This window comes from Leptospira alexanderi serovar Manhao 3 str. L 60, assembly GCF_000243815.2.
GTDB classification, from domain to species: domain Bacteria; phylum Spirochaetota; class Leptospiria; order Leptospirales; family Leptospiraceae; genus Leptospira; species Leptospira alexanderi.
The window spans coordinates 83302-97500 of the sequence record NZ_AHMT02000044.1 but is presented as its reverse complement, the minus strand read 5'-3'; the positions used below and the strand labels follow the sequence as shown (position 1 = coordinate 97500).

Below are 14199 nucleotides of genomic sequence, written 5' to 3'. Positions count from 1 at the left end.
CTTAAAAGTATGATGGAAGGACTTGGCTCTTATATTTATCCTCCCACGTTTGCCTTTTTACTGATCCCGATTTCTTTTTTTCCGTATGAGGTTGCGTCCGCGATTTTTCTTACGTTGAATTTTCTGGCATTTCTTGGTTCTTTGTATATTATTTCCCTTCGTTTTCATAGAAAAGGACATCTTGTTTTTTGCGTTGTCCTTTGTCTCCTCAATCTGCGATTTTTGGAAAATCATCAGAACAACAATCAGGTCGGTTTTATTCTGATCTTTTTGATCTTAGCTTCCGTTCATACGAATAAGGATTGGTTATCCGGTTTTTTACTCGCGTTAGCACTCGTGATTAAGTTGACTCCGGGAGCCTTTGTTCTTCTTTTTCTGATGCAAAAACGTTATTGGGCAGTTTTTTATACATTCGTATTTACGTTATTTTGGATTTTTCTTCCTTGTTTGTATGCTCCTTCGTTTACGATCGAAATGACTTTAACTTGGAAACAGTTGATTCTTGACAACTATCTAAGATCTCCTTTATTTCGAGCTTGGAAGAACAATCAAAGTTTAAACGCAACTCTTGCGAAATACTTTCTTAACTATGCGGATATTCTGAATCAATCCCGACTCGGGTATCCTCTCCTAGAACTGAGCGAATTGGTCGTTAAAGGAATGTATTCCGTTTTTTCCTTGATACTTGTGATTCCGTTTTTTTGGAAAGTATTTGCAAGGCGAAACGTGGAATTTGCTTTGGGTTGTTTGTTCGTTTTTTCAATCGTCTTCAGTGGAATTTCTTGGGTGCACGCCTTCGTTTTTCTTTTGTATCCTTCCGCGATCTTACTGGATCGGGTTTGGTCCTTTGCGGAGTATTCGATTTTACCCTTTTGGAAAGCGGATACGGGCTCTTTTTCGAAAAAGAGTCTATATTCTATAAAAAGAATATTCATAAATGATAAAGTATCTTTTTGTTTCATAGCGGGCTCTGTTTTGATTCTTTTTTGCAATCGTTCGATTATCGGAAGCGTAATCGAGGAAAGATTGATGATGACCTCTTATCTTTTATACTTCGCCATCTTTCAATACGTTTTGCTTTTGTTCGCTTTGAAGTATGAACCTGCGACTCGGAATAAACATGAATACGACTGGAACTGATGCCGATCCGAACCAACGAACTTAAATATAAACCTAGAGTGGGTGTGGATGTTCGCCCTCTTGCTTATGGGATTACCGGGAACTCCAGATATCTCGCGGAAGTTTTAAGAAGATTGATTACGAATGAATCTCCTTTGGAGTATTATCTTTATTCGAACAAACCGATTCATACCGTATTTTATGATATTCTTTCAAATGTAAATTCCCGTTTTTTTATGACCGGTAAACTTCCCGGATTTGCCTGGTTGAATTGGACGATCCCTAAACGGATCAAAAAGGATAGGCTGGATCTTTTTTGGGGGACTCTTCAACTACTTCCTCTATCTTGCGGAAACGTTTTAACCGCCGTGAACTATCACGATCTCAACTTTCGTTCCGCACCTCAAACGATGACGGCCGCAAATCTTTGGCAACATAAGATTCTTTCACCGAAGACGTTAAATAGGGCCGATCTTGTGTTCTGTCTTTCCGAAAACACTCGTCAAGACATCCTAAAATTCAGGACGGATCTAAGTCCAAAATTGAAAGTTGTATATCCCGGAGTGGAATCGTTCCCTTCCATACGCGAGCCTCTGCGTCAACTTTTTGGAAATTTCTTATTTACCATTGGAACTTTGGAACCTAGAAAAAATTTGAGAACTCTGATTGATGCGTATCGAAAACTCAAAAAACAGAATTCTTCCTATCCTTTCTCTCTTGTGATCGCCGGCCGTTTGGGTTGGAAGTCGGAGGGGCTGACCCAACTTTTAAAGGAAGGAAGCCTGGAATCGGAAGGAATCCTTTTTATGGAGAATCCTACGGACGAGGTTCTTGCTTGGCTTTATCGAAAATGTTCCGCTTTTTTATTCCCCTCGATTCATGAGGGTTTCGGTCTTCCTTTGTTGGAGGCGCTTCGAGAAGGAAAGGTTTGCGTCGCTTCCGATATTCCGGTATTTCATGAAATTTTGGAACGAAAGGTAGACTTGTTCGCGGAACCTTTGGATGTAGATGCCTGGGTTTTTTCCCTGTCGGAGTTACAACATAAAAAATTGCAGAGATCTTCCGTTTGGGATGCGTCTCAGTGGACTTGGGATCTGACCGCGAAAAAAATCGAAGAAGGTTTGATCAATCTCTGGAAACATAGAAAGGAATTGTACCACTAAGAATATGAGACAGAATGAAAAAAAAATTTATTCGGGGTGGGAACTTTTAAACATAAGCGAAGTTTCTTCTGGAACCCCGATTCGTCTGAGAATCAATCCGATTCCTCCGATTTTTGGAACTTTGGTCGTCTTTACGGTGTTATACGGTTGTTACTTAGGAGGAGAAGTCTCCGCTTTTTATCTTCAAAAGTTTACGGACTTTCTTCTCATTCCCAAAGTGTTGAATCTTCCGATTTTACAGGACCGTAGACTTTATTTGACTGTCGGGTATCTTGCTTTCGGTTATATCGGTTTTGCTTTTTTTCTGGATTGGGTCCGTTTTATCGAAAGGACTTGTTTGACGGCGGTTTTTCTCAAAGGGGATATTCTTTCCTTGGAAACGAGAGGTCTTTTCGGAAAGAATATATTTCGGTGGAATTGCAAACAAAGCGGAATTCAAATCGTACATAAGACCGGTTTGTTCAGAAAGTTTTTCGGTTTGGAAAGAATCGTGATCGTTACTACCGACCTAAGATCCGAAGGGAATAACTCCGAATTCGGATTACATTCTCCGTTTTTCTTTCAAGCTCAAAACCGAAACTTGATTCGGGGTTTATTTAAGAATTAGAATTTTAGAATATGTTTTCTCTAAAATTATGGCTTTCTCGGCGAAAATCCCGTTTTGAGAATTGATTCTTGAATAAGAGTTCCGCTTTTAAACGTAGTGATTTGAAAATAAAAACGACCTTTTTAAAATTCGGTCGTTTAACAAACAAGGGTTTGTTTCGAAAAGTTTTCAACCCTTTTGTTGCGATGGATAATTGTGTAAAAGACGGATTGAATTACAGATGATTTTCAGAAACGCTCTTCAAAATAAGATTTTTTTCGGATTTCTGGTTCTATTTGTCTTTTCAATTTTTCTTTTCGATCTTCGGTTTCTTTCCAGGCACTACGACTGGGACGCGATTGTCTACGCGTATAATATCAATTCCGATCTTACTTGGAGAATTTTCTATAATCCTCACCATCTCGGTTTTGAAAGTACCGGTTATCTTTATCTCAAATTTTGGAGGGAATGGTTCGGAAAGGAATCGGTGATGTTCGGACTTCGTCTTCGTATTTTGGGATCGGCCCTTTTTTTTCTATTTTGTTTTATTTGGATGTATCGAAAAATCTATTCGGATACGTTAGGCGCCATTTTATTGGGTCTGGCTGTCCATTTCTCTCAAGGATTTTGGTTTTACGCGCAACACAACGATACGCCTCTCATTCATTCCTGTCTAACCGCGGTTTTATATCTGTTCTGCGTCTATTTTGCTAAAAGCGGACATTCACCGATTTCTATCTTTACACTTTTTGCGGTTCAGCTCTTGGGAGTGTATTTTCATCAATCGGATATTTTATTTTTACCCTTGGTGCCGATTTCAATTCTGTTTTCCAGAACTTGGAAAGGAAAAGAGTTCGGTTTTGCTTGGAAACTACGATGTACGTTCGTATATTGTTTTCTTCTTGTGGGGATTCTTACTTTATCCTATCTTTACGTAGGTTTTATTGTGTTGAATCGAAATCTTTCTTCTCCTTTGGATAACGAAAGGAATTTTGCGAACTGGCTTTTTTTGTATGCGACTAAGGACAAATGGGGAAATTCTCCCGAAGCGAAAAATTACGTGATGAATTTTTATCGTGGGATTGGAGACGCGTTTCTCAATTTCGAAGGAGTGAAGAGCGGTTTGAGAATTCGTCCGCATTCTTGGGACAATAGGGAATCTTTGCCTTACAATCTCAATCTCGCATTTTGGATTTTTATCTTTTCTCTTTTTCTTTTAAATCTTAGGAAAGTATGGAAACGTTTCCGAACCGAAACGGTTTTGCTTGCATTCTGGCTCGTTCCTTCGATTCTCTTCTACACTTGGTGGGAAGGTTATTTTTTCGAATTTTGGGTTGGGACATCGATTGGAATGATTCTACTCGCAGGTTTGACTTTGAAGTCTTTCGAGTTTCGAACATTCGCGTTCGGAAGTAGGGCTTTTTATCATTCGATTCTTTTTGTTTGGTGTCTTCTTTTATTTTTAGTCAATTTTTCGTTTTCCACCCTTCCCCGTTCCTCTAAAAAAACGGTGAGTTATATCGAGGGGATCGAATTCAAACTGGAATCTATTCTTCCCGAAAAGGTTTATCTTTCTGAGTCAGAAAAAACGGGTATTTTTGCCGTGGATTCCGGATTACCAAATCCGTAAATTGAAGTTGTAAGGATATTCTGGCTTGAAAAACTGCTCTTCAGATCTTTAAGATCCGATTTAGACGAAACATGCTTTTTAACTCGCTTCACTTTCTGTTTTTTTTCCAGTTGTACTCATCGTCAATCATTTGCTCAAGGGGAAGATCCAAAGAATTTTTCTTCTTGGAACCAGCTTTTATTTTTATATGTCTTGGAGAAAAGAATTTATCATTCTTTTGCTCTATTCGATCGTTATCGATTATTTTGTTTCTCTCAAAATCCAAGCCGCGGCTCCTGGTTCAAAAAAAAGAAAAATTTGGCTTTTGTTGTCCCTCGTCACAAATCTGGGGCTACTCGCCTACTTTAAGTATACGAACTTTCTTTTAGGAGTTGTGAACGATCTTACTCCCGTCGCCGGATTTAAGTTTGCGTATTACGATATTGTTCTTCCCGTCGGGATTTCTTTTTATACGTTTCAATCTTTAAGTTATACGATCGACGTGTATCGAGGACAAATAGAAGCGAAAAAATCCTTTTTGGATTTCGCTCTCTATGTTTCCTTCTTTCCTCAGTTGGTTGCGGGGCCGATCGTTCGTGCGCAGACGTTCTTTCGGGATTTGGAATTTCCTCTTCCGGTTCAAAAGGAAGACATACAAATTGCGTTTTGTCAGATTCTAATCGGGTTCACACGTAAGATTGTTTTTGCGGACAATCTCGCAAAGGTCGTTGATTCCACATTTGCAAATTATGCGACTCTCAATCCGATTGAAATTTGGACCGGAGCGCTCGCATTCGGTTGGCAGATTTACTTCGACTTTGCGGGTTATACGGACATTGCAATCGGTGTGGCGCGTCTTTTCGGATATAAGTTCGATCCAAACTTCAATTTTCCCATGGTCGCGAGAAACATCACGGATCACTGGTCTCGTTGGCATATTTCGTTTTCCACTTGGATTCGGGATTATATCTTCATTCCACTTGGGGGATCGAGAGGAACGGCGCTTCTGACTTACAGAAACATTTTCATCACTTGGTTTTTTGCCGGAGTTTGGCACGGGGCGGCGTATCATTTTATCAGTTGGGGAGTCTGGCAAGGGGTTATGATTTTTGCACATAGGGAATATGCCAAAACAAAGATCGCCACTTTACTGAACGAAAAGGGAGGAATTGTCTACGATATCTGCGCGAGAATTTTTACAATGTTTTGCCTAACGTTTGGGTTTATTATGTTTCGTGCTGAAACAATGGAAAAAGCCGTTTCCATGATGAAATCTCTTCTTTTTTTGGGTTCGGAAGGGTTCGTTGGGGTTAAGGAGTATTCGAACTATACGTACGGAATTCTTTTGTTCTTTTGTTTTGTGGCTTCCTATATATTCGCAAAAAATAATATAGAAAAAATCGTTCTAAGTCGATGGAAGTTCATTCTATTCTTCCTCGCAAACGTCTTTATGCTTTTGGTTTTCGGTATTACGGAAAGCCAAAGTTTCCTCTACTTTGCGTTTTAGGAAAAGATCCGTTATGAAAGAATACCTTGCATTTTTCAAAGACCCCAAATTCTGGATTCCGGTCTTAATTCTGATTTTATTAGAAACCGGAATGCAGTTCGGTTGTTACCGGCCTTTTTTAAAGAAGAATTCCTATGCGGCTAACGTCTTAAGAATTACGAATCACGTTCTTGATAAACAAAAAGAATTTGATCCGGATGTTTTGGTTGTCGGAACATCGGTAGCCTATCAGGGTTTGTCCATTCCTACGTTAAACAGGGAACTTGCCCCTTTGGGTAAAAAGATTCAATCGATTGCGATTCCCGGAACGGAGTTGATTGTCCAAGACTTAGCGGTTTTGAAAACTCTTCCTCATTTCAAAAACGTAAAGACCGTAATCCACGTATTCGAGATTACGACTCCTTGGGTTGGGCAAAAGTTTTTGAACTTGCATACGCTTGCGATGATTTCCGAATTTGATCGTTCGGAAGTATATCCTAGAATTTACGATTTCGGTTACGACGTAAACGCGGACGATCTTATCTATATCACTTTGAAGTCGATCGCATATAGAAGGGATATTCAGGATTTGATTTTAAGTCCTTCCAAAAGAATCAAAGATATAGGGAAACGTTTTAAAAAAGAGAATCATCATCCTTGGGACTACGAAAATTCTTATCGAGAAAAGATCAGTATGTATCCGATTGCAGACATTCCCGATTGTGTCGCAAAGACCAATCCTGCCAACGGTCAGCCGATTCCGGAAGGTTCTGATCGGTTTCATAAAAAGGCGATCTTCGATACTTGCATCATTGCAAGCAATCCACTGACTCATGCGAACGAAGACGAGGTCACAAAACAATACTTCGATCGACTTAAAATTCTTCACGACGAAATTCGAAGAATCGGAAGGGAGAACGGTCAAGACATTCGGATCGTCGGGGTTGTTGCCCCTTACAGCCAGCTCATTCAACAATGGAGACTTCCGGAAAGAAACGAGGTTTGGAAAAGGGAACTCGCAAGAATTTATCCTTACGATCCGATTCCGTTACTCGATTACCAGGATATTTTGGACGGTCCGGATAACGGGGACTATTATTATGATTTGATTCACCTCAATTCGATCGGGATGCAAAAGTTGACGATTGCATTTGCAAAAGATTTAAAAGCTCTTCTCAAAGAGGAAAACAAGTGATCTTTACCTCTACTCTCTTTCTTCTGTTCTTTCTTTGTGTTTATATACTTTATTGGGCTTACGACGGAAAAAACTATAGGGAATGGGTGATCGTAATCGCTTCTTTGGTTTTTTACGCGACTTGGAGTGTTCCGTTTCTATTTCATTTATTAGGAATTCTTTATATCAATTATTTGGCGATTCGAAGTTTGTTTAAAAGGAAAAGTCTCGGAGTTTTAAGGGCGATCGTCGTTTTGGATTTGATCAACCTTGGCGTTTTTAAATACTTCTATTTTTTTACGGATAACTTCTACGTTTGGACGGGCTGGAGCTTTTTAGACCAGAGAAACTTCGGGTTTCAGATTATTCTCCCACTTGCGATCAGTTTTTATACGTTTCAGATCATAGCGTTTGTCGTGGATGTCTATCGCGGTAAGATTACGAACGATTGTGGCCTTTTTCGGTTTGTTCTGTTTATCCTTTTTTTTCCTCAGCTGGTCGCAGGGCCGATTATGAGGCACCAAGATTTTTTCCCGATCTTGGATAAGGTAAGAATCAAACCCTCTTACGTTTATGCGGGTTTGTATCTTTTGGGACTTGGAATCGCGAAAAAGATTTTAGTCGCCGATAATATTGCATCTTTGATAGATCCTGTGTATCGGAACCCTTCCGAATACGACGGTCATTCCCTTTTCCTAGCCGTCCAAGGATTTACTTGGCAAGTTTATTGCGACTTTAGTGGTTATACCGATATCGCTCGAGGTTGTGCTTTTCTTTTGGGTTTTAACATTCCTGTAAATTTTCGTGCTCCGTTTTTCGGCCAAAACGTTCAAGATCTTTGGAGAAGATGGCACATTACTCTAGCCACGTGGCTTCGGGATTATATATATATTCCGCTCGGGGGCTCTAGGGCTTCGGAGCCCAGGGTATATCTGAACTTGATCATAACGTTCACGTTAGGCGGCTTTTGGCACGGGGCCAGTTGGACTTATGTGGTTTGGGGGTTCTGGCATGGCTTATGGTTGGTGATTGATCGGCTCATGGATCGGATCGGTATTCCTAAATTACCGGAAAAAGGATTTGTGTGGTGGCTCATTCGGGCCTTTATTGTGTATTCGATTTTTATGATCGGTGCCGTGTTTTTCCGATCTCACTCTTTGGCGGACGCTTGGTATATCTTATTTTATGGAGTCCAATGGGTAACCGAACCTTCGAAATTGGTTTTGAGAACCGATTTACTCGTTCCTTTTTTGGTCGCGGGGATTTTACTCCACACTTTGGAATATTTCGAAAAAGGGCTTCGGTTTTATTTTAAATATCAGAAAATTCTAATTTCCGTTTTTCTAATTTTATTGGTACTGCTTCTTTCCAATTACGCGGGTAAGGGTCAGGACTTTATCTATTTTCAGTTTTAAGGAGGGAGAATGAGCGCTCCAAAACGACAGAACTTGATCCCTTTGTTTCGTAAAAAACTGTTAACGGTCCCGCTTTTATTTTTTATTTTCGCTTTTTCTTTGGATCGTCTTTTGTCCTCGCAGTGGGTAAGGCCCTACACCGAAGCCGGGGCGGAATATTACTTTTATGAAATAAAAGACAAAGTACTTGCAGCTTTAATCGAAGAGAAATCCACCGCGGAAACGGACAAAAAAGTTCTGATCTTTTTCGGAACTTCTCACATGGGAGAATTTTCTCTCGATACGATCCGCAAAAAAAGAACGGATCTGATCGTGTATAATTTTTCCGCTCCCTCGGCTCCTTTTTCGTATCATAACTATAATTTTGAAAAGATACTTTCCGCGGGAATAAAACCGGACTACGCGATTTTGGAATTCTATCCCGATTCTATGACCGATTTTTGTAATCGTTATCCCCTGCGTTATTCTTACGATCTTTCCTATTTTCTACGTTATGCGAACGAGTTTTCTACAAACGATTGGGACACGTTTTTGAGATCCAGAGTTTTTAGAACCACTGTGTTCCCTCCGAGGTTCAAGGAAGCGATGGCAAGGATCAAAGATCCGCATTCCAAAGATACGATGCTTAAGATTCGAGATCTTCTGATGAACGAATCGGATAAATTCAAAGGAGGAATTCCGAACGTATTGTTGACGAATACTCCTCCCGAAAAATTAGAGGAGGAATCTGAAAAGTACTACAACGACACTTATCGTTATATCAGGATATCTCCCGTGCAGAGAAAGTTCCTGTTTCAGTTTTTGGAAACCGCGGAAAAAAACGGAGTCAAAGTGGTACTTTGGTCCCCTCTTCTTTATGAAGGATTGGAAAAGAGGGTGAAATCCGCGGAGTTTTATCCTACCTGGGAGAAACTCCATAAACAGATTATATCAGAATTTAAGAATGTATATTCCCTGGATATGAACGATTTTCGTACTGAAGTGAAATGTAGAAAGTATATTGATTCTCATCATTTAAGTGGGGGTTGTTATCCGGAACCTACGGCAATTTTGATTGATCGATTGGACGTACAAAGATGAATGAAAACGAATTGTCTCTTAGCCAAGCTCAGAAAAAAGTAGACGAGTGGATTTCCGATTTCGGGGTTCGGTATTTTTCGGAACTCACGAATCTTGCGATTCTCATGGAAGAAGTGGGAGAATTTGCGAGGCTGGTGGCGAGAAAATACGGGGATCAATCTTTTAAAAAGGGAGAGGATCCGGAAGGAATTTCCAAGGAAGTGGGAGATATTCTTTTTGTACTGATATGTCTTGCGAACCAAATGGAAATTTCTCTGGAAGATGCATTACGCGCCACTTTGAAGAAAAACACTGAAAGAGATAAGAGTCGTCACAAAGAAAATCCGAAACTTCGGTCCTGATCACTCTTTCTTGATCGCGAGATGAAGTTCCTTCAGATTCGAACTTTTCAAGCTGTTCAATACGAATACGAACTTTCCGTAACCGACGCTTTCGTCCCCGTAAATCCACACGACTTGATTTTGAAATTCTCCTTTGGAGACGATCTGTTTCCAATCGGCTTCCGTAAAGTCTAACGCCGCATAACGTATATTTCCGCTTTTTAAAAGAAAGATCTCTTTTTTAATCCCGCTTCTGCCGATTTCCGCCTTTGCTTTAGGAAGAACTACGGGTAAGGAATGAACTTCTTTTTGGAAACTCATTGCGACCATAACGAAAATTAAAAGAATAAAAACCACATCCAACATACTCGTCATGTCGAGAGGAGAGTCGTCTCCTTCTAAAAGGTTTTTCCTTTTTTGCGGATTCTTTTTCATTTCTAGATTTTTATCGCATCGGCATTTTTGTTGTCGATCGAAGATTTGAGTTCTATTTCCGTTTTATGAAGTATAATTTTGAGATATTGAAACCCGAGAACGGAAGGAATGGCCACGCATAATCCTTGGATCGTAGTATTTAAGGCAAGTCGAATTCCTTCGGAGAAAATTTCCAAACTTACCGTGCCTGCGTTTTTCATCTCTTCGAAAGCGACCGAGATTCCGATTACGGTTCCGAGAAGTCCGAGCATCGTAGCGATTCCGGCGAGATTTCGAATCCAAGAAATCATCGTTTCCGGAACAAAAAATTCTCTCCGAAAAAATTCTTCTGAATCTTCGAGGATGGATTTTAGTTTGTTTTCGTTTGGATCGTTATCTTGGAGTCTCGAAAGAATATTTTTTTTGAGGATCGGAAGAAAAGTACGAACTCTGATAAAAAGTCCAAGATTGACGAAACTTACGATTAAAATGAGAATTGAAACCCATCCTCCTTTTGCAAATAAAACTTCCACAAAACCTCCGAGAGTTTAAGAGCAGATTGTCATTCCCTTCTCGTTTGTCATTCTAATCTTTCAGCTCTATTCGGTGATACCGCGCTTTCTTGCAGTTGGGAGTTATGAAACTGCTTCCCAAGGTGGTTTCTCTTTACAACAATGTTAGACCACATGGGGAGCTTCTCTTTGAGACATCCAGATCATTCGAAAATAAATTTACTGAAAATAGGAGAAACACAGGTCAACCACTCACAACTCGAAACGTCTATTAGAGATTGGTTCGCAATCAGATTTCTACAAAAACACTTCTTGCCATTAGCAAACGCTTTCAAATCATTTCATTAAAGTTATGTCGGAATTTCAGATGCCTCATGTCGATACCAAAGCGGGTTTTGTTCGAGAGAACTTCAACAAGATCGCGAATAAATACGATCGATTCAACGATTGGAATAGCTTTCTGCTTCATCGGATTTGGAAAAATCGGCTGGTTCGTGAAATTGAAGGAAATCTTTCCGACCGTTTGCATGTAATGGATCTTTGTTGTGGAACCGGAGATATTTCAGTGCGCTTGGGAAATTCTCCTCGGGTCGATCATATTACCTGTGTGGATTTTTCAGAAAACATGCTCGAAATCGCAAAAACTCGTCTTAAGAAACAAATCGAAAAGGGTCGAGTCCGTTTCGAGATAGGAGATGCGACAGAACTCAAGAATTTTCAGGATTTTCAGTTTGATGCGGTTTCAATTGGCTTCGGTCTTCGCAACGTAGACGATCTTTCCAAAGCGGTTAGGGAAATTCTCAGAATTTTAAAACCAGGGGGATTGTTTCTCAATTTGGACGTGGGTAAGGTTAAAAATCCTTGGATTCGTTGGATCGCAGATTTTTATTTCTTTAAAATAGTTCCGATTCTCGGTTATATTCTTTGGGGTGGGAAAAACGAAATGTTTGATTATCTTCCAGTTTCTTCCCTTGCTTATCCGGATCAAGAAAATCTAAAGTCGATTCTTGAAAAACTGGGTTTTCAAGAGGTACGATATAAGAATTTTGTTTTCGGAAATGCGGTTTTACATATTGCAAAGAAACCTCTTTGAAGTACATAAAAATTACCTAAAATTGCATTGAATGCCCGAAAAAAACTTTGTTGAAATCTAAAAATCTCCTATAATTCCCTCTCCGAATAGTATTTAAGATTCAATACTATTCGTCTTTTATTCTGACTAAAAAGGGATATGGGATTATGAAGAAAATTCTAATATTATTGATTGTTTCAAGTGTTTTGGTTATCGGTTGTAGCCATAAAAAAAAAGGAATGTTATTTCCATTTTTGGCGTTATTGAATCAAGATACGGGTGCATCGGGGGCTAGGCCTGAAACGAGCGCGGGAACCGCGACGGCTTCTAACGGAGGGTCGGTCGTAATTGTGGACAATGCAGGAAGTGGAAGTAATTCCAATTCTACTACTCTTTCCAATAGCGGCAGTAATTCTTCTTCGAGTCCTTCAAATCCTTCTTCCAATTCTCAATCTTCATCATCTTATTCGTCGGGAAACGATTCCTCCGGGAGTTCTAATTCTTCTTCTGGAGATACTTCTGGTTCCGGTTCTTCTGCGGGAACGGATATAAGCGCAAACGCGGGTGGTTCCTCTTCGGGAAGTGATATCAATACGAATACAGGAGGAAATTCCGATTCATCTGGATCCAGTGTTGGATCTGGCTCTAACAGTGGTTCTGGATCTTCTACGGGGAGTGATACAAGCGCAAACGCGGGCGGCTCTTCTACGGGAACGGATATAAGCGCAAACGCGGGTGGTTCCTCTTCGGGAAGTGATATCAATACGAATACAGGGGGAAATTCCGATTCGTCCGGATCCAATGTTGGATCTGGCTCTAACAGTGGTTCTGGATCTTCTACGGGGAGTGATACAAATGCAAACGCGGGCGGCTCTTCTACGGGAACGGATATAGGCGTAAATGCGGGGTCCTCTTCGGGTTCTTCCGTAACTCCGACTCAGGGAATTACAGGTGTAATTACCGTAAACGACCAAATAGGCAGTATTCCTTTTACGTATAACACAGTGCAGACGATTCCTTTGAATTTAATCGTAACGGATAAACAATCCAAGCCGATTTCCGGAGCGACTGTAATCGTTTCCGATAACGAGGGACATATTCTTTTTCAAGGAATTTCAAACAACGTAGGGCAAGTTTCCGGAAGCATTACCGTGGAAACCGCTGTAGGTCAGATCACACTTGAAATTACGGCAGGGGGAGAATCCATTTCCAACATAATCAATCTGATCAACGTAGTCGGAATCAATCGAGAAATTAAGTACGAAATCTTATTACCGGTTGTGGCCGTTCCAGTTGACTCGGATAAAGACGGGGTTCCGGATATATTGGATGCGTATCCCCAAGATCCTACGCGCTCCGCTTTGATACGGATTCCTGCGGAAGGTGTGAGTACCGTAGCGTATGAGGATTTATATCCGAGTGCAGGTGATGCGGACTTGAACGATTACGTCCTTCATATTCACAATGAAGAGGATTTGAATACTGCGGGAGACGTGATTCGTCTGAGAGGAACCTATCAACACGTGGCCCGAGGCGCCGGATACAAACATACGTTCTTTTTAAAACTTCCCATATCCATAGGAGCTACGTTTTCGAAAAAAGTGGTAAGGGAAGACGGTAAAGTAGTAACGGAGTTGACCACCAAAACTGTCTCCGCATCGGATCTCAATCAAGGAATTCAAATTCACGAAGAATCCAATAAAACCACATCGAATCCTAACGTAAATCCGGGTGGAGTCTACAAACCGGGACATATCGCCACGATTGAAATCGTATTTAACTCTCCGGTGAAAAAGTCGGCGCTTGGAATTTATCCGTACGATATTTTTATCAAAGTGACCAATACCGGAAAAGAGATTCATTTTCCGGGACTTTATAAAAATTCGAACGGAACGGACAAGTATTTAGATTCTAATAATTTCCCTTGGGCCATTTTGGTTCCGGGAGCTTGGAAATATCCATACGAGGGTTTGGATATTCGTAAGGAAACCCAAACGGGTTATAAGGAGTTTAACCTTTGGGTAGCGTCGAATGGCGCGTCTTATAAAGATTGGTATAAACACATCACGAATCAAGCAAAGGTGTTCCCGGTTCCGGATGAAGATTCCGAACTGATGGGATTTCTGCTGCATTCCGTGAAAAAGAATGCAATATTTGTAGCGATCTTACTGATAAGTGCAGGCGCAATAGCCGCATATATTTTGAAAAGAAGAGTTCTTTCCCGAGTTTAACCGATTAAAAGAAAATGA

Annotated in this window: 12 protein-coding genes and 1 pseudogene (1 of these 13 only partly in view); 11 read left to right on the top strand and 2 right to left on the bottom strand. The window is 40.5% G+C overall.

Annotation, left to right across the window (positions count from 1 at the left end; genetic code table 11):
* The 9 genes and pseudogenes from LEP1GSC062_RS13985 to LEP1GSC062_RS13945 form a co-directional block, all read left to right on the top strand.
* On the top strand, positions 1-1140 hold the 3' portion of the coding sequence (locus LEP1GSC062_RS13985) for a glycosyltransferase family 87 protein (protein WP_010579241.1). 246 nt of this gene lie to the left of the window's left edge; only the last 1140 of its 1386 coding nucleotides appear in the window; its start codon lies off the left edge, out of view; the stop codon is at positions 1138-1140.
* Complete coding sequence (locus LEP1GSC062_RS13980; RefSeq protein ID WP_010579240.1) at positions 1140-2282, top strand: glycosyltransferase family 4 protein; 1143 nt, start codon at positions 1140-1142, stop codon at positions 2280-2282. The genes LEP1GSC062_RS13985 and LEP1GSC062_RS13980 overlap by 1 nt, the downstream gene beginning before the upstream one ends.
* Before the next feature lie 4 nt (positions 2283-2286).
* Positions 2287-2889: an LIC20162 family protein gene (locus LEP1GSC062_RS13975; RefSeq protein WP_020984618.1), complete on the top strand. Its 603-nt coding sequence runs from the start codon at positions 2287-2289 to the stop codon at positions 2887-2889.
* A 220-nt stretch (positions 2890-3109) separates the two neighbouring features.
* Positions 3110-4498 carry a hypothetical protein gene (locus LEP1GSC062_RS13970; RefSeq protein WP_010579238.1) on the top strand — a complete coding sequence of 463 codons (1389 nt, stop codon included), beginning with the start codon at positions 3110-3112 and terminating at the stop codon, positions 4496-4498.
* Between the two features lie 71 nt (positions 4499-4569).
* Positions 4570-5984, top strand: a pseudogene (locus LEP1GSC062_RS13965) (MBOAT family O-acyltransferase).
* Between the two features lie 13 nt (positions 5985-5997).
* Entirely contained in the window at positions 5998-7158 is a 1161-nt protein-coding gene (locus tag LEP1GSC062_RS13960) for an SGNH/GDSL hydrolase family protein (RefSeq protein WP_010579236.1), read from the top strand.
* Positions 7155-8552 carry an MBOAT family O-acyltransferase gene (locus tag LEP1GSC062_RS13955; protein WP_010579235.1) on the top strand — a complete coding sequence of 466 codons (1398 nt, stop codon included), beginning with the start codon at positions 7155-7157 and terminating at the stop codon, positions 8550-8552. Before LEP1GSC062_RS13960 ends, LEP1GSC062_RS13955 begins: the two co-directional genes overlap by 4 nt.
* A 9-nt stretch (positions 8553-8561) precedes the next feature.
* A complete protein-coding gene (locus tag LEP1GSC062_RS13950) occupies positions 8562-9632 on the top strand; it encodes a DUF1574 domain-containing protein (RefSeq protein ID WP_020984625.1) in 1071 nt (356 codons plus the stop codon).
* Positions 9629-9973 (top strand): nucleotide pyrophosphohydrolase, encoded by a 345-nt coding sequence (locus tag LEP1GSC062_RS13945; RefSeq protein ID WP_010579233.1) that lies wholly within the window; start codon positions 9629-9631, stop codon positions 9971-9973. The genes LEP1GSC062_RS13950 and LEP1GSC062_RS13945 overlap by 4 nt, the downstream gene beginning before the upstream one ends.
* Here the strand turns inward: LEP1GSC062_RS13945 and LEP1GSC062_RS13940 are convergent, their stop codons facing one another.
* Entirely contained in the window at positions 9974-10387 is a 414-nt protein-coding gene (locus LEP1GSC062_RS13940) for an ExbD/TolR family protein (RefSeq protein ID WP_010579232.1), read from the bottom strand.
* Between the two features lie 2 nt (positions 10388-10389).
* A complete protein-coding gene (locus LEP1GSC062_RS13935) occupies positions 10390-10899 on the bottom strand; it encodes a MotA/TolQ/ExbB proton channel family protein (protein ID WP_020984629.1) in 510 nt (169 codons plus the stop codon).
* 346 nt (positions 10900-11245) lie between these two features.
* Here LEP1GSC062_RS13935 and LEP1GSC062_RS13930 point away from each other — a divergent pair, with 346 nt between their 5' ends.
* Positions 11246-11971: a ubiquinone/menaquinone biosynthesis methyltransferase gene (locus LEP1GSC062_RS13930; protein WP_020984568.1), complete on the top strand. Its 726-nt coding sequence runs from the start codon at positions 11246-11248 to the stop codon at positions 11969-11971.
* Positions 11972-12117: 146 nt separating this feature from the next.
* Positions 12118-14181, top strand: a complete 2064-nt coding sequence (locus LEP1GSC062_RS13925) for an LruC domain-containing protein (protein WP_020984624.1) — start codon at positions 12118-12120, stop codon at positions 14179-14181.
* The last annotated feature ends 18 nt before the right edge of the window (positions 14182-14199 follow it).

Excerpts from the sequence above, each read along its gene's own strand:
- LEP1GSC062_RS13975 (WP_020984618.1), top strand. The coding sequence starts at position 2,287 with ATGAGACAGAATGAAAAAAAAATTTATTCGGGGTGGGAACTTTTAAAC.
- LEP1GSC062_RS13980 (WP_010579240.1), top strand. The coding sequence starts at position 1,140 with ATGCCGATCCGAACCAACGAACTTAAATATAAACCTAGAGTGGGTGTG.
- LEP1GSC062_RS13945 (WP_010579233.1), top strand. The coding sequence starts at position 9,629 with ATGAATGAAAACGAATTGTCTCTTAGCCAAGCTCAGAAAAAAGTAGAC.
- LEP1GSC062_RS13925 (WP_020984624.1), top strand. The coding sequence starts at position 12,118 with ATGAAGAAAATTCTAATATTATTGATTGTTTCAAGTGTTTTGGTTATC.
- LEP1GSC062_RS13950 (WP_020984625.1), top strand. The coding sequence starts at position 8,562 with ATGAGCGCTCCAAAACGACAGAACTTGATCCCTTTGTTTCGTAAAAAA.
- LEP1GSC062_RS13970 (WP_010579238.1), top strand. The coding sequence starts at position 3,110 with ATGATTTTCAGAAACGCTCTTCAAAATAAGATTTTTTTCGGATTTCTG.
- LEP1GSC062_RS13960 (WP_010579236.1), top strand. The coding sequence starts at position 5,998 with ATGAAAGAATACCTTGCATTTTTCAAAGACCCCAAATTCTGGATTCCG.
- LEP1GSC062_RS13940 (WP_010579232.1), bottom strand. The coding sequence starts at position 10,387 with ATGAAAAAGAATCCGCAAAAAAGGAAAAACCTTTTAGAAGGAGACGAC.
- LEP1GSC062_RS13930 (WP_020984568.1), top strand. The coding sequence starts at position 11,246 with ATGCCTCATGTCGATACCAAAGCGGGTTTTGTTCGAGAGAACTTCAAC.